Raw genomic sequence first — 17,321 nt, 5'->3', positions numbered from 1 at the left:
GCCGATGCCGCGCAGGGGACGATACTCAGCAGCGGAATCCGCGGTCCCTGTCTCTGGACTCGGAGCCCGGATACGCTGTGAACCAATCCTTCCACAGGTCTTCTTCGATGGTCCCTGCATCCAGGAAGTGCTTTACCTCGTCATTCGTGGCGAATTCCCCACTCGCGAGGAATTCCCAGTCGTTGTCGTAACGGGAAGCGGGGAGCTCTCGATAGGCCGCATGCTCGTACACGGAGTCGTCGAGCGTGCTACCCAGAAGGTCAGAGACCATGTAACCAAGTGCCACGCTTTCTCCCAGGCAGCGAGGCTTCGGAACTCTGCCGATGAGCAGGTCGTTGGCGAGATCGTCGTAGGCCCGGGCGCAGTGGAGCAGGAACCAGTCCGACTGGGAATCGACGCTGTCCGGGACGCCGTACTCCCACAAGCCGAACCGGACCGTCAGGTAGGTGCTGTCTGCCTTCTGCCTGAGCTCGTGGTGGAGCACGTACGCGGTCCTGGGGGTGACCTCGACGATGCCGCAGTTCTCGCATCCGCGGCCGTCATCGTCACAGACAGGGCACTCGGAGCAGTCCTCTGCGACGGTGCAGCCGCACATTGAACAGTTGCCGCAAGCCGTCGTGGGAAAAAGCGAGAGCAGTGCGAAGCCGGGGTGCTCCAGGTTCGCCGCGAAGGTGCGAGCAGCCTTGTGGGCCGTCCGGGCTCCTTCCGCATCACGATGCCTGGCCTCGATGTCCTCCACAAGGTCGGCGATGGCCTTGCCCCGAGGTCCCCCCTGGGAGGTCGCGCACCGGTGAAGCCATGACATCGCGTCGTCTCCGCCCTGCAGGGCAGCGTTCAGGGCAGCGGCGACCATGTGAGCCTCGGAGGGGGCACCGAACGTCGCAACAGCGTTCAAGGTCGGTCCATGAGCTGTCTCGTGGACGCTGAAGAGTACGGTTCCCTTTGCCTTGTGCTGAGTCAGGAAAAGGCGGTACGGGAAACCCGATTCTGCCGACATGGCTGAACCTCCAGATAATGCACAGGCGTCAACACGGAAGCGGGATTCCCGCCATCGGATGGCGTCCGGGTGCGAAAATTGGGGTGACAGAGATGCCGGTTGTCCGGGTGCGACCGCGGACTCCTTGGCTGAATAGCGGCTGGTGATCTGGCGACGGACGAGATCCCGTTGCTGCCTGGCGATCAGGGTGCCACAGAAGACACCTTCAACGCCAGGCGTTGGTGCCGTTTAACGCATGAGAGGCAGGCAATGGCTGTGCGGTGGGTGAGGCACACCCCTGGTACGCCTCACCGCAGCGCCTTGGCGTAGCAGAGGCTCTCCTCGTGGAAGCGGTAGTAGCCGAACTTCTCGCAGGGCTCGTAGCCGCTGGAGGCGTACAGGGCGATGGCCTCCGGCTGCTTGGTGCCGGTCTCCAGGACCATGCGGACGCGGCCGGCGGCGCGGGCGTCCTCCTCCAGGGCGGCCAGGATGCGGCGGGCCAGGCCCCGGCCGCGCATCTGCTCGATCACGTACATGCGCTTCAGCTCGGCGTCGCCGTCCCGGTTGCCCTCGTCGTTGGCGTCCTGCGCGCGCCAGCCGCCGGAGGCCACGGGGACGCCCGCCTCGTCGTACGCGATCAGGTAGACGCCGTTCGGGGGCCGGAAGTCCGCCGGGTCCATGGGGGTGGCGTCGCCGCCGTCGCCGTAGCGGACGTGGTACTCGGCCTGGACTTCGGCGTCCAGCTTCACGGCGTCGGGGTGGTCGTAGGGGACCGGGCGGATTTCCATGCCGAATACCGTAAAACACGCCCGGACGTGGAGTGTCGTATCGTGCCCTGATGCTCACTGTGACCTCCGTCAATGTGTCCGGGGAGGGGCCGACAGTGAGGGCTGGGAGTGTGTTTTGTTCACTGTGACCTCCGTCAACGTCAATGGACTGCGGGCCGCCGCCAAGAAGGGCTTCGTGGAGTGGCTGGCCGGGACCTCCGCCGATGTGCTGTGCCTGCAGGAGGTGCGGGCGGAGGCGAAGCAGCTGCCGGAGGAGGTGCGGGAGCCCGAGGGGTGGCACGTCGTGCACGCCCCCGCCGCCGCCAAGGGGCGTGCGGGGGTGTCCCTGTACACCCGGCGTGAGCCCGAGCGCGTTCAGGTGGGGTTCGGGTCGGAGGAGTTCGACGACAGCGGGCGGTACGTGGAAGCCGATCTGCCCGGGGTGACCGTCGCCTCGCTGTACCTGCCGTCCGGGGAGGTCGGGACCGAACGGCAGGAGGAGAAGGTCCGGTTCATGGACCAGTTCCTCGTCCACCTGAAGGGTCTGCGGGAGCGGGCCGCCGCCGACGGGCGGGAGGTCGTGGTCTGCGGGGACTGGAACATCGCCCACGAGAAGGTCGACCTCAAGAACTGGCGGGGGAACACCAGGAGTTCCGGGTTCCTGCCGGAGGAGCGGGAGTGGCTCTCCCGGGTCTTCGCCGCGGACGACGGCGGGTACGTCGACGTCGTGCGGGCGCTGCATCCGGATGTGGACGGGCCGTACTCCTGGTGGTCGTACCGGGGGCGGGCCTTCGACAACGACACGGGGTGGCGGATCGACCTCGCCGTGGCGACCCCGGGGCTCGCGGCCCGCGCGGTGGAGGCCTACGTCGAGCGGGCCGCCACGCACGCCGAGCGGTGGTCGGACCACGCGCCCGTGACGGTCGTCTTCGAGCAGGCGGCCGGCTGATGCGGGTGCCCAGGCGGGCCGCCCGGGTCGCGGTGCTGGATCCGGACGGGGCCGTCTTCATGTTCCGGTACGACAACGACGAGGTCGGCGTCCACTGGGCGATGCCCGGCGGCGGCATGGAGCCGGGGGAGACGCCCGAGCAGGCCGCGCGGCGGGAGCTGCGCGAGGAGACCGGCTGGGACGACATCGCGCTCGACGGCACCGTGCTGTGCCGGTGGGAGCACGACTTCACCCGGGCCGGTGTCCCGGTGCGGCAGAGCGAGCACATCTTCCTCGCGCACGGCCCCCGGCGCGACCTCACGGGGGACCTCGCCGCCGCGCACGCCGCCGACCGGATCCTGCGGTGGCGCTGGTGGTCGCCGCAGGAGCTGGCGGGGGACACGGAGCCGCTGTGGCCGCCGCAGCTGCCGAAGCTGCTGGCGGACGTGCGGCGGAACGGTCCGCCGGCGGCGCCGGTCGACCTCGGGTACGTGAGGAACGCCTAGTCCCGCTTGTTCAGGCGCCGGTCCAGCGCCAGGGAGAGTTCCGCGTCCACCACGCCGCGGGCCAGCGGGCGCAGGCGGTGCAGGGAGTCCTCGGGGGCGTGGCGGAGGATCAGGGTGGCGAAGAGGTCGGCCAGGGTGTCGGCGTGGGTGCGGACCTCCGCGCCGGCGCGGAGCACCTCCGCGAGCGGGATGCCCTCGCGGACCAGGGCCGACGACACGTCCAGCAGGCGGCGGCTGATGTGGACGATCTCCTCGCCGTCGACGCCCAGGTAGCCGAGGTCCAGTGCGGCGGCCAGGTTCTCCGGGGTGACCTCCCCGGAGAAGTGGTCGGCGAGTTCCTCGGGGGTGAGGCGGACCGGGGTCTCCTCGGTGGGGGTGTCCATGCCGAGGAGCTCGCCGACGTCCCGGCCGTGGTCGAAGGCCTCGGCGAGCTCCGCTATGCCGTTCAGGGTGTGGCCGCGCTCCAGCAGCGCCGTGATCGTGCGCAGACGGGCCAGGTGGTGGTCGTCGTACCAGGCGATGCGGCCCTCGCGGCGCGGTGGCGGGATCAGCTTGCGTTCGCGGTAGAAGCGCAGGGTGCGCACCGTGATGCCGGCCAGCCGGGCCAGCTCGTCCATGCGGTACTCGCGCCGCTCACCAGGGTCCGCGTTGTCCTCTGCCACAGGAGCAGCCTAGGGCGTACCGACGGTAACTTTCCTTGTCGGCCCCCTACCCCTCAGTACGGAGCTGCTCTACTCTCCCCATTGCGCCAGTGTTCACTGGCGGAGTTCTGAGCGATGCGTGGAGGCTTCGGGATGGCCGAGCACGAGCACGGACAAGGGCACGAACACGTACGGGTGGCGGTGGTCGGGTCGGGATTCGGCGGACTCGGGGCCGCCGTGCGGCTGCGGCGCGAGGGGATCACCGACTTCGTCGTCCTGGAGCGGGCGGGCAGCGTCGGCGGCACCTGGCGTGACAACAGCTATCCCGGGTGCGCGTGCGACGTGCCGTCCCACCTGTACTCGTTCTCCTTCGCGCCCAATCCCGACTGGCCCCGCTCCTTCTCCGGGCAGCGGCACATCCGCGCCTACCTGGAGCACGTCACCGACGTCTTCGGGCTGCGGCCCCACATCCGCTTCGACTCGGAGGTGAAGCGGATGGTGTGGGACGGCGAACGGCTGCGCTGGGAGATCGAGACCAGCAGCGGGAGTCTCAGCGCGGACGTGGTCGTGTCGGCCACCGGGCCGCTGTCCGAGCCCAGGCTGCCGGACGTCCCCGGCCTCGACACCTTCCCCGGCACGGTGTTCCACTCCGCCCGCTGGGACCACGACTACGACCTGCGCGGCAAGCGGGTCGCCATGGTCGGCACCGGCGCCTCGGCGATCCAGATCGTGCCGGCCGTCCAGCCGCTGGTGTCACGGCTGACCCTCTTCCAGCGCACCCCCGCCTGGGTCCTGCCCCGCGTCGACCGGCCCATCAGCGGGGCCGAGCGCGCCCTGCACCGGGCGCTGCCCGTCACCACCAAGCTGCGCCGCGGACTGCTCTGGGGCATCAGGGAGCTGCAGGTCCAGGCGTTCACCAAGCACCCCGGCGAGCTCGGCTTCGTCGAGCAGCTGGCCAAGCGCAACATGGGCCGCGCGATCAAGGACCCGGCTCTGCGCGCCAAGCTCACCCCCGACTACCGCATCGGCTGCAAGCGGATCCTGCTGTCGAGCACCTACTACCCGGCGCTCGCGCGGCCCAACGTGGACGTCGTGGCCGGCGGGCTGAGCGAGGTGCGCGGATCGACCGTCGTCGGGGCCGACGGGACCGAGGCCGAGGTCGACGCGATCGTGTTCGGGACCGGCTTCCACGTCACCGACATGCCCATCGCCGAGCGGGTCGTCGGCGCCGAGGGGAAGACCCTCGCCGAGAGCTGGGCCGACGGGATGCAGGCGCTGCGCGGCGCCTCGGCCGCCGGGTTCCCCAACTGGATGACGATCATCGGGCCCAACACCGGCCTCGGGAACTCCTCCATGATCCTGATGATCGAGTCCCAGCTGAACTACCTGGCCGACTACCTCCGCCAGCTCGACGTCCTCGGCGGCAGGGTCGCCCTCGACGCCCGGCCCGGCGCCGTACGGGCCTGGAACCACCGGGTGCAGGAGCGGATGAGGCGCACGGTGTGGAACACCGGCGGCTGCACCAGCTGGTACCTCGACGAGAGCGGGCGCAACACCACCATCTGGCCCGGCACCACGAGTGAGTTCCGGCGGGAGACCCGACGGGTCGACCTCGCCGAGTACGCCGTGCTCCGCGGCGTCCCGTCCGCGGCGGAGCACGACCGGGAGAACGCCGGGGCGGCCGCGTGAGCCGCCTCGCCCACGTCACCTCCGGGCCGTACGCCCCGCCCGCCGCCGCCCGTGAACTGACCGTCCGCTCCGCCGACGGCGCCCGGCTGCACGTCGAGGTGCACGGTCCCGAGCGGGCGCCCGCGGTCGTCCTCGCCCACGGTTGGACCTGCTCGACCGCCTTCTGGGCCGCGCAGATCCGCGAACTGGCCGCCGACCACCGGGTCATCGCCTACGACCAGCGCGGCCACGGACGCACCCCCGCGAGCCCGGCGTGCAGCACCGACGCGCTCGCCGACGACCTCGAGGCCGTCCTCGCCGCCACCCTCGCGCCGGGGGAACAGGCCGTGGTCGCCGGGCACTCCATGGGCGGGATGACGGTGATGGCCGCCGCCGGCAGGCCCGCGTTCCGCGCGCACGTGGCCGCCGTCCTGCTGTGCAGCACGGGCAGTTCGCGGCTGGTCGCCGAGTCGACGGTGCTGCCGCTGCGGCCGGGACGGCTGCGGAGCCGGCTGACCGGCCGCGTCCTCGGATCCCGGGCCCCGCTCGGCCCGGTCACGCCGCTCGCCGGCCGGATCCTCAAGTACGCGACCATGGGCCCCGCCTCCGCCCCGGACATGGTCGAGGCGTGCGCCCGCATCGTGCACGCCTGTCCGCGCGCGGTGCGCCACGCCTGGTCGCACGTGCTCGACGGGCTCGATCTCGACCACGCACTGGCCCAGTTGCGGGTACCGGTCGAGATCGTCGCCGGTGGCGCGGACCGGCTCACCCCGCCCGTGCACGCCCGTTCGCTGGCCGCCGCGCTGCCGAACTGCCTCGGCGTCACCGAGCTGCCCGGCGTCGGCCACATGACGCCCGTCGAGGCTCCCGGCCTGGTCACCGGGAAGATCCGCGCCCTGGCCGCCGCCCGCATACCCGCCGTACCCGCCGTACCCGCCGTACCCGCCGTACCCGCCGAGGAGAGCGCATGAGCAGGGTCAGTCTCGAAGGAAAGGTCGCCGTCGTCACCGGAGCGGCGCGCGGCGTCGGGGAGTTGCTGGCGCGCAAGCTCTCCGCGCGCGGGGTGAGGGTGGCGCTGGTCGGGCTGGAGCCGGACGCGCTCAAGGACGTCTCCGCGCGGCTGCACGGCGACAGCGACCACTGGTACGCGGACGTCACCGACCACGAGGCGATGGCCCGGGTCGCCGAGGAGGTCCGGGAGCGGTTCGGCCGGGTCGACATCGTGGTCGCCAACGCCGGTGTGGCGACGGGCGGTCCGTTCGCCGACTCCGATCCGGAGTCCTGGCGGCGGGTGATCGAGGTGAACCTGATCGGATCGGCGGTCACCGCGCGGGCGTTCCTGCCGCTGCTCACCGAGAGCCGCGGGTACCTGCTGCAGATAGCCTCGCTCGCCGCGATCGTCCCCGCGCCGATGATGACGGCGTACTGCGCCTCCAAGTCCGGTGTGGAGGCGTACGCGCACGCACTGCGGGCCGAAGTCGGCCACCGGGGCGTGAAGGTGGGCGTCGGGTACCTGTCGTGGACCGACACCGACATGGTGCGCGGGGCCGATCAGGACGACGTGATGCGGGAGTTGCGGCAGCGGCTGCCGTGGCCGTCGAACAAGACCTATCCGCTGGGGCCCGCGGTGGACCGGCTGGTGGCCGGCGTCGAGCGGCGGGCGAGCCATGTGTACGGGCAGTGGTGGCTGCGCGGGATGCAGGGCGTGCGCGGCTGCCTGCCCGCGGTCGTCGGGACGGTCGGACAACGGGAGATGCGGCGGTTCGGGAACCGGCTCACCGGGGTCCGCACGGGGTTGGTCGGAGCGGGCGGCGACGCCGATGAGCAGCACCGGAACACGGTCCGTGACTGATCGACATGCGTGGGGTGACGGGCCGTGTGAATCTGGTCGGGCAAGTTCCCCCCACCCCACCACGGGAGTGAACCCACATGGGTATGAAGGACCAGTTCCAGGAGAAGTCCGAGCAGTTCCAGCAGCAGGCCAAGCAGCGTGCCCAGCAGGGCAAGGAGCAGCTGCAGAACCGCGGCCGCCGACGGGACGAGGACATGGACGAGCAGCGGCGCCGTCGTGAGTCCGAGGAGCGTCTCGACCAGGACTACGAGGTCTGACGCCGAGCGCTGAGCACGTCCGAGCGCGTCGTGCGCCGAAGTGGAGGGGGCGCCCCGTGGCGAAGGGGCGCCCCTTCTCACGTCCGGGGCGGCAGCTTCGGCCGGGAGCGGTCGGGCACGTCGCGGTAACCGGGGGGTGTCGCCGGGGGGTTGTTCTCCAGCAGGTCGAGGGCGAGCCGTACCGCGTCGTCGAGCACCGCGTACCGGCCCTCGGCCCAGTCCAGCGGGGTGCGCAGCGCCTCCAGGTCGGGTTCGACGCCCTTGTTCTCCACGGACCAGCCGTACGCGTCGAACCAGGCCGCGTTCATCGGCACCGTGATCACCGTGCCGTCGCCGAGCCGGTGCCGGCCGGTCATGCCGACCACCCCGCCCCAGGTGCGCTGTCCCACCACCGGGCCCAGCTCCAGCAGCTTGAAGGCGGCGGTGATCATGTCGCCGTCGGAGCTGGTCGCTTCGTCCGCGAGGGCCACGACCGGTCCGCGCGGGGCGTTGGAGGCGTACGACACCGGCTGGGCGTCGCGGGTGAGGTCCCAGCCGATGATGGTGCGGGTCAGCTTCTCGACGACGAGTTCGCTGATGTGGCCGCCCGCGTTGCCGCGCACGTCCACGATCAGCGCGGGACGGGACATCTCCATGCGCACGTCGCGGTTGAACTGGGCCCAGCCGGAGCCGCCCATGTCCGGGATGTGCAGATAGCCGCACCGGCCCCCGCTCAGCTCCCGCACCACCGCGCGGCGTTTGGCCACCCAGTCCTGGTAGCGCAGCGGCGTTTCGTCGACGAGCGGGACGACGGCGACCCGGCGGGGCGGTCCTTCACCCCCGGCGGGGACGAACGTCAGCTCCACGGTGGTGCCGCCCGCCCCCGCGAGCAGCGGGTGAGGACCCGTGACCGGGTCCACCGGGCGGCCGTCGACGTGGGTGAGGACCGCGCCCTCGCGGATGCCGGTGCCGGCCAGCGGGGAGCGGGCGCGGGAGTCGGAGGAGTCGCCGGGCAGGATGCGCCGGACCGCCCATCCTTCCTCGCGGAGGGTGAAGTTGGCGCCGAGCAGGCCCTGGCGGCGCTGGTAGTGCGGAGGGCCCTCGTTGCGGCGGGCGGCGGTGACGTAGGCGTGGGAGGTGCCGAGTTCGCCGAGCACCTCGCGCAGCAGGTCGGCGAACTCGTCCGGGGAGGCGACCCGTTCGACCAGCGGGCGGTACTGCTCCAGGACCGCGTCCCAGTCGATGCCGCACATGTCCGGTTCCCAGAAGTAGGCGCGGATCAGCCGTCCGGCCTCCGCGTACGCCTGGCGCCACTCGGTGACCGGGTCGGCCTCGTGCAGGATGCGGCGGGAGTCGATCCACACCGTGGAGTCGCCGTCGCCGGGCTCGGTGGCGGGCATCGCGCGCAGCTCGCCCTCGTCGGCCACGACCAGCCGGGTGCCGTCGCCGCTGACCGCGAAGAAGTCCAGGTCGGCGACGAGTTCGGACCTCTTGGCCTTGCCGATGTCGAAGTGTTCCAGGGCGGGCCGGCCGCTGGTGTCGTCGGGGTTGGCGAACGTCTCGCCGAGCGCGCCGGAGATCGGCCAGCGCAGCCACACCAGGCCGCAGCCCGCGACCGGGTACAGCCCCGAGTACTTGGAGGCGGCCACCGGGAAGGGCGTGACCCTGCTCTCCAGGCCCTCCGCCTCCACGGTCACCGTGCCGCCCTCGCCGCTCTCCTCGGTCTCCTCGCGCTCCACCGGGTCCAGTCCCCCGGCGGCCGGGCGGCCCTCGGGGGTGAGGGCGAACGGGGAGGGGGTCGCCGACGACAGCGGCACCAGATACGGGCGGCAGCCCAGCGGGAAGGACAGGTCGCCGGTGTGCACGTCGTACACCGGGTCGAAGCCGCGCCAGGAGAGGAAGGCGAGGTAGCGGCCGTCGCGGGTGAAGACCGGGTTCTCGTCCTCGAAGCGCCCGCTTGTGACGTCGAGGACCAGCCGGTCCTTGATCCGGGCGAGCTTGATCTGCCGCAGCGACCGCCCGATCACGGGATGGGACCAGGCCAGCCACGCCCCGTCGGGGGAGAAGGCGAGGTCGCGCACCGGCCCGTTGCCGGAGTGGATCAGCTCGGTGACCTCCCCCTCCGTCCCGTCCGTCGTCCCGTCGGTGTCGACCAGCAGCAGCCGTCCGTCGTGCGCGGCGACGGCCAGCCGCTGCCCGTCCGGGTCGGCCGCCGTCTCCAGGACCCGGCCCAGCTTCCCGGCGGCCAGCCGCCGGGGGACGCGCTGGCCGGTGGCGCGGGGCAGGGAGGCGATCTCGACGGCGTCCTCGCCCTCGGCGTCCGTCACGTACGCCACCTGGCCGCCCGCGCCGAGCATCTCCGGCAGCCGGACCCGCACGCCCGGGGTGTCGGCGAGGGTGCGGGCGGGCCCGTCGCGGTGGGTGAGCCAGTACAGGCTGCCGCGGACGACGACGGCGCTGGCGCGGCCGGTCTCGTCGACCGAGAGGCCGTCGAGGTGGCGGGCGGCGGGCACCTGGTAGGGGCGCCGCCCGGCCCGCGGGCCGTTCAGCGTCACGTCGAGCCGGCGCGGGACGGAACCGGGGGACAGGCCGTCCACCAGCCACAGATCGCCGGCGCACTGGTAGACGACCCGGGTGCCGTCGCTGGCGGCGTGCCGGGCGTAGAAGGCGTCGTGGTCGGTGTGGCGGCGCAGGTCGGAGCCGTCGTACGCGCAGGAGTACAGGTTGCCGACGCCCTCGTGGTCGGAGAGGAAGGCGATCCGGCCGCCGACGAACATCGGGGAGTGCAGGTGGCCGTCGAGCCCGTCGAGCAGCCGGTGCCCGTGCAGCCACAGCCTGCCCGTGGCACCGCCCCGGTAGCGCTTCCAGGAGGCCGGTTCGTGCGGTGGGGTGCCGGTGAGCAGCAGCGACTTGCGCTCTCCGGCGATGTCGGCGACCTGGATGTCGGAGACCGGGCCCCAGGGCAGTTTGCGGCCCGGGCTGCCGTCGCAGGCGAGTTTGTAGGCCCAGGTGAAGTAGGAGAAGGGCTCGCCGTGCGAGGCGACGGCGAGGATCTCGGCGTGGTCGCCCTCGTCGGGGGGCGCCCAGCCGCAGACCCGGGTGTCGGAGCTGCCCCAGTAGGTGAGGCGCCGGCCCGGTCCGCCGTCCACCGGGACGAGGTGCACCTCGGGGTCGAGGCTGCGCCAGCTCGTGTACGCGATGTGGCGGCCGTCGGGGGAGAAGCGGGGGTGGCCGAGCTTGGTGCGGTCGACGGTGAGCCGCCAGGCGCGGCCCGCCCCGTCGAGCGGGGCGAGCCAGAGGTCGTCCTCGGCCACGAAGCACAGCAGGTCGTCCTTGAGGTGCGGCAGACGCAGATAGGTCACCTTTCCCATGCTTTGCCGGGGTCCGGGCCCCGGCAACTTATGAGTAACCGACAACCGTGACGCAGAACACGAACGAAACAGTTTCGTTTCGTTAGGGGGGTGGGCTACCTTCGTCCTGTACGAAACCGTGTCGTTTCTTTGACGCGGTGGGCGCCGGAGCGGAAAGGTGGACGGCATGAACGAAGTGACGACGGCGCGTCGCAGCCGGATCACCCCCGAGCGCGAGGCCGAGCTGTACGGCGCCGTGCTCGACCTGCTCCGTGAGGTCGGCTACGACGCCCTCACCATGGACGCCGTGGCCGCCCGCACCCGGTCCAGCAAGGCCACCCTCTACCGCCAGTGGGGCGGCAAGGCCGAGCTGGTGGTGAGAGCGATGCGCAGCCAGAAGCCCGGCGGCCTCGCCGACATCGACACCGGGAGCCTGCGCGGCGACCTGCACGCCATCGTCGCGCGCGAGGACGACTGCGTCATGGAACAGAGCGTCGCCCTGATGCGCGCGCTCGCCATGGCCGTGCACATGAACGACGAGCTGCGCCAGGCCTTCAAGGAACTCCTGGTCGAACCGGAGATGGAGGAGTTCCGGCGGATGATCCGGCGCGCGGTGGACCGGGGCGAGATCCGCCCGGACAACCCGGCGCTGGACTACCTGGTGCACATGCTCGTCGGCGCGTTCGCCACACGGACGCTGATCGACGACCTGCCGCCCACGCAGGCGTTCCTCACCTCGTACATCGACGCCGTGGTGCTCCCCGCCCTCGGCGTGTCCCCGCGCTGACCGTCCCCGCGGTCAGCCACCACCTGACGTCACCGCTCACGTCGTCGGGCTGATCCAACCTGCCCCGAAACCACACGACCTGACCGGGAGTACGCCCTCGTGGCCACTTTCCTCTACCGACTCGGCCGGTTCGCCTTCAGGCGACGGCACCTCGTAGCCCTCTTCTGGGTGGCGCTGCTGGCGCTCGCGGGCGCCGGCGCTGCCGGCGCCCCCGCGGCCGGCAACTCGTCCTTCTCCATCCCCGGCACCGAGGCCCAGAAGGCCTTCGACCTGCTGGAAGAACGCTTCCCCGGCTCCAGCGCCGACGGAGCGACCGCACGCGTCGTCTTCAAGGCCCCCGCCGGCGAGAAGATGACCGACGCCGACAACAGGACGACCGTCCGGGACACCGTCGACACCCTCGCCGGCGGCTCCGAGGTCGCCCGCGTCACCGACCCCTACGAGGGCGGCGGCGTCAGCGAGGACGGCGCCGTCGCCTACGCCTCGGTGAGCTACAAGGTCTCCGGCATGGAGCTGGAGGACTCCTCCCGCGACGCCCTGGAGGGCGCCGCCGAGGACGCCCGCGACGCCGGACTGACCGTGGAGATCGGCGGTGACGCCCTCCAGGCCGTCCCGCACACCGGTGCCGCCGAGATCATCGGCATCGGCGTCGCCGCGGTCGTCCTGGTCATCACCTTCGGCTCGCTGCTCGCGGCCGGGCTGCCGCTGCTCACCGCGATCGTCGGCGTCGGCATCGGCGTGGCGAGCATCACCGCGCTGGCCAGCACCCTCGACCTCGGCTCCACCACCTCCATCCTGGCCTCGATGATCGGCCTCGCGGTCGGCATCGACTACGCGCTGTTCGTCGTCTCCCGCTACCGGGCCGAACTGGCCGAGGGCCGCGGGCGCGAGGAAGCGGCCGGCCGGGCCGTGGGCACGGCGGGCTCCGCCGTGGTCTTCGCCGGCCTCACCGTCGTGATCGCCCTGGTCGGTCTGGCGGTCGTCAACATCCCGATGCTGACCAAGATGGGCATCGCCGCCGCCGGCACGGTCGCCCTCGCGGTCCTGATCGCCCTCACCCTGGTCCCCGCCCTGCTCGGCTACGCGGGCCGCCGGGTCCGCCCCGCCGGCGAGAAGAGCAAGCTGCTCGGCGGGGGCCGCGCCGCGAAGAAGCCGCAGCGCCCCAACATGGGCGCCCGCTGGGCGAGCTTCGTCGTACGCCGTCCGCTGGCCGTCCTCCTGCTCGGCGTCGTCGGCCTGGGCGCCGTGGCCGTCCCGGCGGCCTCCCTCGAACTGGGCCTGCCAGACGACGGCTCGCAGCCGACGTCCACCACCCAGCGCCGCGCCTACGACCTGCTCTCCGAGGGCTTCGGCCCCGGCTTCAACGGACCCCTGGTGGTCGTGGTCGACGCCAAGGGCAGCGACGACCCGCAGGCCGTCTTCCAGCAGGCCGGCGACGACATCAAGGCCCTCGACAACGTCGTGAACGTCGCCCCGGCCGCCCCCAACAAGGCCGGCGACACGGCGACGATCACCGTCGTCCCCGACTCCAAGCCCTCCTCGGTGACCACCGAGGAGCTGGTGCACGACATCCGTGACACGGGCGCGGACATCAGGGCCGACACCGGCGCCGACGTGCTGGTCACCGGCTCCACGGCCATGAACATCGACGTCTCGCAGAAGCTCAACGACGCGCTGGTGCCGTACCTGGTCCTGGTGGTCGGCCTGGCGTTCCTGCTGCTGATCGTCGTCTTCCGCTCGATCCTGGTCCCGCTGAAGGCCGCCCTCGGCTTCCTGCTCTCCGTCCTCGCTGCCCTCGGCGCGGTCGTCGCGGTCTACCAGTGGGGCTGGCTGTCCGGCCTGATGGGCGTGGAGGAGACCGGCCCGATCATGTCGATGATGCCGATCTTCATGGTCGGCGTGGTCTTCGGACTGGCCATGGACTACGAGGTGTTCCTCGTGACCCGGATGCGGGAGGCCCACGTCCACGGCGAGAAGCCCGCCCAGGCCGTGGTGACCGGCTTCAAGTACAGCGCCCGGGTGGTGACCGCCGCCGCGGTGATCATGATGGCGGTGTTCTCCGGTTTCATCGGCTCCAGCGAGCAGATGGTCAAGATGATCGGTTTCGGCCTCGCCGTCGCCGTCCTCTTCGACGCGTTCGTCGTCCGCATGGCGATCGTCCCGGCGGTGCTGGCCCTGCTCGGCGACAAGGCCTGGTGGCTGCCGAAGTGGCTGGACCGGATCCTGCCCAACGTGGACGTCGAGGGCGAGGCCCTGCGCACGGAGGACGACCGGAAGGACGAGGACCGGGAGCTCGTCGGGGCCTGACGGCCCGAACGGGTACGCAGAACCAGCCGGTGAGGGCTCCGTGGGGACGGGGCGCCCTCACCGGCTTCCCTCCGTACGGGTTCCGGGACTCCGTGTCAGGTGCCGTATACCGTGGAGCGATGTCCGACGTGAACGACCCAGACCACCAACTCCCCGTTGTCGACCGTGTAGATGACGCGGTGATCACCGATACGGAGCCGGCGCCGGTCGGGCCGGGAGACGAGCGCCGTGGTGTCGAAGCCGAGCGGGTCGGTCTCCAGTTCCGTCAGTTTGACCAGGATCCGGAGCGCCATGTCCCGGGGGACCTTGCGCAGCTCCGCCCGAGCCTCCGGCCGGAAGACGGTGCGATACGTGTTACTCACCGCGCTCCAGCGTTTCCCTCATGACGTCCTCGATCGGGATGCCGGCCACCGGATTCGCCATGCGCTCGTCGATGATCCGGTTGATCTCGCGCTCTTCCCATTCCTGGTACCTGCGGAGGACCTCCATCGACACGACCGCGGCCACCTGCCTGCCACGCCGGGTGATGACCGTGGGCGTGTCGTCACGGTCGGCCCGCTCGACCACCTCGGCCAGGTGGGCGCGCACGTCACGGATGGACTCTATGGGCATCTGCTTCATGCACCAAAGGTACACAGCGTCCCATGTGTACACACCGGATCATTGTCGTCGGCACTCCCGGGCGCCCCGGGGCGACGTGCGCGAGCGCACCCCGTGACCCCCCTGGTCACCGCGGCCGTCCTGTTCGCCGCGGTCACCCACGCCGGCTGGAACGCCATCGCGCACCGGATCACCGACAAGCTCGTCGGGTTCACGCTGATCTCCGGCGGCGGGCTGCTGATCGGCCTGGCGGCGGCGCCGTTCGTGCCGTTCCCGGCGGCCGGGGCGTGGCCGTACCTGTTCTGCTCGGCGGCGATCCACATCGCGTACTACGCGCTGCTGATGAAGTCCTTCCGGCTGGGCGACTTCGGCCAGGCGTACCCGATCGCCCGGGGCAGCGCGCCCCTGGTGGTCACCCTCCTCGCCGCCGTGTTCGCGCACGAGGTGCCCGACGGCTGGGCCGCCGCCGGGATCGTCCTGTCCTGCGCGGGCCTGACCGGCGTCGCCCTGTGGGGACTGCGCGGGCGCCGGCCCGACTGGGCGGCGATCGGCGCGGCCTTGGCGACCGGCCTGACCATCGCCGTGTACACCGTCGTCGACGGGCTCGGGGTACGGGCCTCGGGCTCGTCGTCCGGCTACATCGCCTGGCTGATGGCGGTCCAGGGCACGGTGATCCCGGCGTACGCCCTCTGGCGCTGGCGGCGGGAGGCGGCCGCCCGGCTCCGGCCGCACGCCGGTCTCGGCCTGATCGGCGCCGCGCTCTCCGTCGCCGCGTACGCGCTCGTCCTGTGGGCCCAGACCCGTGCGGCGCTCGCCCCCGTCGCGGCGCTGCGGGAGTCGTCGATCATCGTGGGCGCGGCCATCGGGGCGCTGTTCTTCAAGGAACGGTTCGGCGCCCCGCGGATCGTCGCGGCCGGACTGCTGGTCGTCGGGATCGGGCTGATGCTGCACGCGGGATAGGCGCGCTTTCCCGTGCGCGGGCGGGTGCACGGCGGCGAGGTGAGGCGCACCCTGGAATGAGAGGAATCCGGAGGTGATCGTCATGACGCACACCGCAGTGGGATGGCACGTGGACCTGGAGTTCGAGGAGGACGACCGGCAGACGCGCGCCGCGGCGATGGTCCGGCTGCCCGACGGGACCGAGGTACGGGCCCACGGTCACGCGAGCCGGCACCACACCGACGCGAATCAGCCACGGGTCGGTGAGGAGATCGCCGGGGCACGCGCGCTGAACGAACTCGCCATGCAGATGCTCACCAAGGCGCACGGCGAGATCGACGACGCGTCGGGCCGCATCTCGCACCCGATCCACGTCTAGCCACGTCTAGGCCGTCAGGGCCTGCCGTACCGCCCGTATCAGCGCCTGGGCCCTGGGATCCGCCGTCACCGTCCTGCGGAAGCCGTTGGTGACGTAGCCGAAGGCGATGCCGGACTCCGGGTCGGCGAAGCCGAGGGAACCGCCGCGGCCGGGGTGGCCGAAGGAGCCCGGGGCCAGGAGGGGGGAAGCGCCGCCGTGCAGCATGTAGCCGAGTCCGAAACGGGTGCCGACGACCAGCACCCGGTCGGGGCCCGCCGACTCCTCGGCGCGGGCGAGTTCGACGGTGGCCGGGTCGAGGAGGCGTGTGCCGTCGACCGGGCCGATCAGTGAGGCGTAGAAGCGGGCCAGCCCGTCCGCCGTCGCGATCCCGCCCGCGGCGGGCAGGGCCGCCGCGTGGAACACCGGGTCGTTCTGGTCCGGGAAGGGGGTGATCGCCGCGAAGGCGCGGCGGGTGAGGGAGGACGGGTCGGCGTAGGCGTCGGTGACCGAGCGCTTGGGGCGGGCACGGAGCGTCCCGGAGGGTTCGGGCGCCTCGGTCCTGCCGACCGTGCCGACGCGGTGGGCCCGCGCCTTCGGCAGCCCCACCCACAAATCCAGGCCCAGCGGGCCGGCGATCTCCGACGCGATCCACTCGCCGCAGCCCCGGCCGGTCACGCGGCGCACCAGCGCGTCGACCAGCCAGCCGTAGGTCAGCGCGTGATAACCGTGGTCGGTGCCCGGCTCCCACACGGGCGCCTGTGCGGCGACCGCCTCGGCGGCCCGCACGGGATCGGCCGCCTCGTGCAGGGTGAGCGGACGGTCGAGGACGGGAAGTCCGGCGCGGTGGTTCAGTACGTGCCGGACCGACAGCCGCTCCTTGCCGCGCGCCTTGAACTCCGGCCAGTACGCGCCGACCGGCGCGTCCAGGTCCAGCTCGCCGCGCTGGTGCAGCAGGAGGAGGACGGCGGCGGCGACGCCCTTGGTCGCCGAGCGCACGACCTGCGCGGTCTCCCGCCGCCAGGGCTCGGCGCCGTCGACGTCCTTCACCCCGGCCCACAGGTCGACGACCCTGCGTCCGTCCCGGTACACGGCCACGGCCGCGCCCCGGTCGCCGAGCACGTCGAAGTTGCGCGCGAACGCCTCCCGGACCGGCTCGAAGCCCTCGGCCACTGTGCCGTGCACGTCGACGCCCACGTCCCGTCCGCCCTTCCACTCGCCTGTGACAGTGCGTGCAACCGTGCCGGACCGCCGGTGATTCCCGGGCGGAGCCGGCCGGGCACGAGCGTCGCGAGGGGCCGGGTGCGTGGGCGGACCCGGTGGTGTGACCTGCTGCGCACACCGCGCCGGAGCGAGCCGGTCGTCCCGCCTCACGCACGGCCCGTCTGTGACGGGCGCCTCTCGGACGC

Annotated in this window: 17 protein-coding genes; 10 read left to right on the top strand and 7 right to left on the bottom strand. The window is 72.0% G+C overall.

The features are described from left to right. Positions 1–25 precede the first annotated feature (25 nt). Together ACZ8ZB_RS14375 and ACZ8ZB_RS14370 are read right to left on the bottom strand one after the other, a co-directional pair. Positions 26–997, bottom strand: coding sequence for a hypothetical protein (locus ACZ8ZB_RS14375; protein ID WP_470738117.1), 972 nt, complete (start codon positions 995–997; stop codon positions 26–28). Positions 998–1,284: 287 nt separating this feature from the next. After that, a complete protein-coding gene (locus ACZ8ZB_RS14370; RefSeq protein WP_470738116.1) occupies positions 1,285–1,764 on the bottom strand; it encodes a GNAT family N-acetyltransferase in 480 nt (159 codons plus the stop codon). A 115-nt stretch (positions 1,765–1,879) separates the two neighbouring features. Between ACZ8ZB_RS14370 and ACZ8ZB_RS14365 the strand changes: the two genes are divergently transcribed. Both ACZ8ZB_RS14365 and ACZ8ZB_RS14360 read left to right on the top strand, forming a co-directional pair. Next, positions 1,880–2,692: an exodeoxyribonuclease III gene (locus tag ACZ8ZB_RS14365; RefSeq protein ID WP_470738115.1), complete on the top strand. Its 813-nt coding sequence runs from the start codon at positions 1,880–1,882 to the stop codon at positions 2,690–2,692. Further along, on the top strand, positions 2,692–3,177 hold the full coding sequence (locus ACZ8ZB_RS14360; protein ID WP_470738114.1) for an NUDIX hydrolase: 486 nt from the start codon (positions 2,692–2,694) through the stop codon (positions 3,175–3,177). The genes ACZ8ZB_RS14365 and ACZ8ZB_RS14360 overlap by 1 nt, the downstream gene beginning before the upstream one ends. Here ACZ8ZB_RS14360 and ACZ8ZB_RS14355 read toward each other — a convergent pair. Beyond that, on the bottom strand, positions 3,174–3,794 hold the full coding sequence (locus tag ACZ8ZB_RS14355; protein ID WP_470741480.1) for a MerR family transcriptional regulator: 621 nt from the start codon (positions 3,792–3,794) through the stop codon (positions 3,174–3,176). The two genes, ACZ8ZB_RS14360 and ACZ8ZB_RS14355, sit on opposite strands and share 4 nt — an antisense overlap. Before the next feature lie 177 nt (positions 3,795–3,971). On the opposite strand from ACZ8ZB_RS14355, the gene ACZ8ZB_RS14350 reads away from it, so the two are divergent. The 4 genes from ACZ8ZB_RS14350 to ACZ8ZB_RS14335 all read left to right on the top strand — a co-directional run bounded on the left by ACZ8ZB_RS14350 (position 3,972) and on the right by ACZ8ZB_RS14335 (position 7,595). Beyond that, positions 3,972–5,507, top strand: a complete 1,536-nt coding sequence (locus ACZ8ZB_RS14350; protein ID WP_470738113.1) for a flavin-containing monooxygenase — start codon at positions 3,972–3,974, stop codon at positions 5,505–5,507. After that, a complete protein-coding gene (locus ACZ8ZB_RS14345) occupies positions 5,504–6,457 on the top strand; it encodes an alpha/beta fold hydrolase (protein ID WP_470738112.1) in 954 nt (317 codons plus the stop codon). The genes ACZ8ZB_RS14350 and ACZ8ZB_RS14345 overlap by 4 nt, the downstream gene beginning before the upstream one ends. Further along, the gene (locus tag ACZ8ZB_RS14340) at positions 6,454–7,338 is read left to right on the top strand and encodes an SDR family oxidoreductase (RefSeq protein WP_470738111.1); all 885 of its coding nucleotides are present in this window, start codon (positions 6,454–6,456) and stop codon (positions 7,336–7,338) included. The genes ACZ8ZB_RS14345 and ACZ8ZB_RS14340 overlap by 4 nt, the downstream gene beginning before the upstream one ends. 77 nt (positions 7,339–7,415) lie before the next feature. Then, entirely contained in the window at positions 7,416–7,595 is a 180-nt protein-coding gene (locus ACZ8ZB_RS14335; RefSeq protein WP_470738110.1) for a hypothetical protein, read from the top strand. Between the two features lie 77 nt (positions 7,596–7,672). Here ACZ8ZB_RS14335 and ACZ8ZB_RS14330 read toward each other — a convergent pair whose 3' ends face one another. Further along, the gene (locus tag ACZ8ZB_RS14330; RefSeq protein ID WP_470738109.1) at positions 7,673–10,936 is read right to left on the bottom strand and encodes a S41 family peptidase; all 3,264 of its coding nucleotides are present in this window, start codon (positions 10,934–10,936) and stop codon (positions 7,673–7,675) included. A gap of 175 nt (positions 10,937–11,111) precedes the next feature. Here ACZ8ZB_RS14330 and ACZ8ZB_RS14325 point away from each other — a divergent pair, with 175 nt between their 5' ends. Together ACZ8ZB_RS14325 and ACZ8ZB_RS14320 are read left to right on the top strand one after the other, a co-directional pair. Continuing rightward, complete coding sequence (locus ACZ8ZB_RS14325; RefSeq protein ID WP_470738108.1) at positions 11,112–11,711, top strand: TetR/AcrR family transcriptional regulator; 600 nt, start codon at positions 11,112–11,114, stop codon at positions 11,709–11,711. Between the two features lie 99 nt (positions 11,712–11,810). Further along, complete coding sequence (locus ACZ8ZB_RS14320) at positions 11,811–14,018, top strand: MMPL family transporter (protein WP_470738107.1); 2,208 nt, start codon at positions 11,811–11,813, stop codon at positions 14,016–14,018. Positions 14,019–14,113: 95 nt separating this feature from the next. On the opposite strand, the gene ACZ8ZB_RS14315 is transcribed toward ACZ8ZB_RS14320, so the two are convergent. Next, on the bottom strand, positions 14,114–14,380 hold the full coding sequence (locus ACZ8ZB_RS14315) for a type II toxin-antitoxin system RelE family toxin (RefSeq protein WP_470738106.1): 267 nt from the start codon (positions 14,378–14,380) through the stop codon (positions 14,114–14,116). After that, a complete protein-coding gene (locus tag ACZ8ZB_RS14310) occupies positions 14,373–14,639 on the bottom strand; it encodes a type II toxin-antitoxin system Phd/YefM family antitoxin (protein ID WP_470738105.1) in 267 nt (88 codons plus the stop codon). Before ACZ8ZB_RS14310 ends, ACZ8ZB_RS14315 begins: the two co-directional genes overlap by 8 nt. Before the next feature lie 93 nt (positions 14,640–14,732). Here ACZ8ZB_RS14310 and ACZ8ZB_RS14305 point away from each other — a divergent pair, with 93 nt between their 5' ends. Beyond that, positions 14,733–15,578: an EamA family transporter gene (locus ACZ8ZB_RS14305; protein ID WP_470738104.1), complete on the top strand. Its 846-nt coding sequence runs from the start codon at positions 14,733–14,735 to the stop codon at positions 15,576–15,578. Between the two features lie 82 nt (positions 15,579–15,660). Further along, the gene (locus ACZ8ZB_RS14300; protein WP_470738103.1) at positions 15,661–15,936 is read left to right on the top strand and encodes a DUF1876 domain-containing protein; all 276 of its coding nucleotides are present in this window, start codon (positions 15,661–15,663) and stop codon (positions 15,934–15,936) included. 6 nt (positions 15,937–15,942) lie between these two features. Here ACZ8ZB_RS14300 and ACZ8ZB_RS14295 read toward each other — a convergent pair whose 3' ends face one another. Then, a complete protein-coding gene (locus ACZ8ZB_RS14295) occupies positions 15,943–17,109 on the bottom strand; it encodes a serine hydrolase domain-containing protein (RefSeq protein ID WP_470738102.1) in 1,167 nt (388 codons plus the stop codon). Positions 17,110–17,321: the final 212 nt, after the last annotated feature.

The organism is Streptomyces sp. 12E (assembly GCF_055633275.1).
Note: the sequence above shows the minus strand (reverse complement) of the source record. Positions and strands in the feature narration are given on the sequence as shown.

What these genes read in the sequence shown, in the direction of transcription:
- ACZ8ZB_RS14375 (WP_470738117.1), bottom strand. Translation starts at nt 997, where the DNA reads ATGTCGGCAGAATCGGGTTTCCCGTACCGCCTTTTCCTGACTCAGCAC.
- ACZ8ZB_RS14370 (WP_470738116.1), bottom strand. Translation starts at nt 1,764, where the DNA reads ATGGAAATCCGCCCGGTCCCCTACGACCACCCCGACGCCGTGAAGCTG.
- ACZ8ZB_RS14360 (WP_470738114.1), top strand. Translation starts at nt 2,692, where the DNA reads ATGCGGGTGCCCAGGCGGGCCGCCCGGGTCGCGGTGCTGGATCCGGAC.
- ACZ8ZB_RS14355 (WP_470741480.1), bottom strand. Translation starts at nt 3,794, where the DNA reads ATGGACGAGCTGGCCCGGCTGGCCGGCATCACGGTGCGCACCCTGCGC.
- ACZ8ZB_RS14350 (WP_470738113.1), top strand. Translation starts at nt 3,972, where the DNA reads ATGGCCGAGCACGAGCACGGACAAGGGCACGAACACGTACGGGTGGCG.
- ACZ8ZB_RS14340 (WP_470738111.1), top strand. Translation starts at nt 6,454, where the DNA reads ATGAGCAGGGTCAGTCTCGAAGGAAAGGTCGCCGTCGTCACCGGAGCG.
- ACZ8ZB_RS14335 (WP_470738110.1), top strand. Translation starts at nt 7,416, where the DNA reads ATGGGTATGAAGGACCAGTTCCAGGAGAAGTCCGAGCAGTTCCAGCAG.
- ACZ8ZB_RS14325 (WP_470738108.1), top strand. Translation starts at nt 11,112, where the DNA reads ATGAACGAAGTGACGACGGCGCGTCGCAGCCGGATCACCCCCGAGCGC.
- ACZ8ZB_RS14310 (WP_470738105.1), bottom strand. Translation starts at nt 14,639, where the DNA reads ATGAAGCAGATGCCCATAGAGTCCATCCGTGACGTGCGCGCCCACCTG.
- ACZ8ZB_RS14300 (WP_470738103.1), top strand. Translation starts at nt 15,661, where the DNA reads ATGACGCACACCGCAGTGGGATGGCACGTGGACCTGGAGTTCGAGGAG.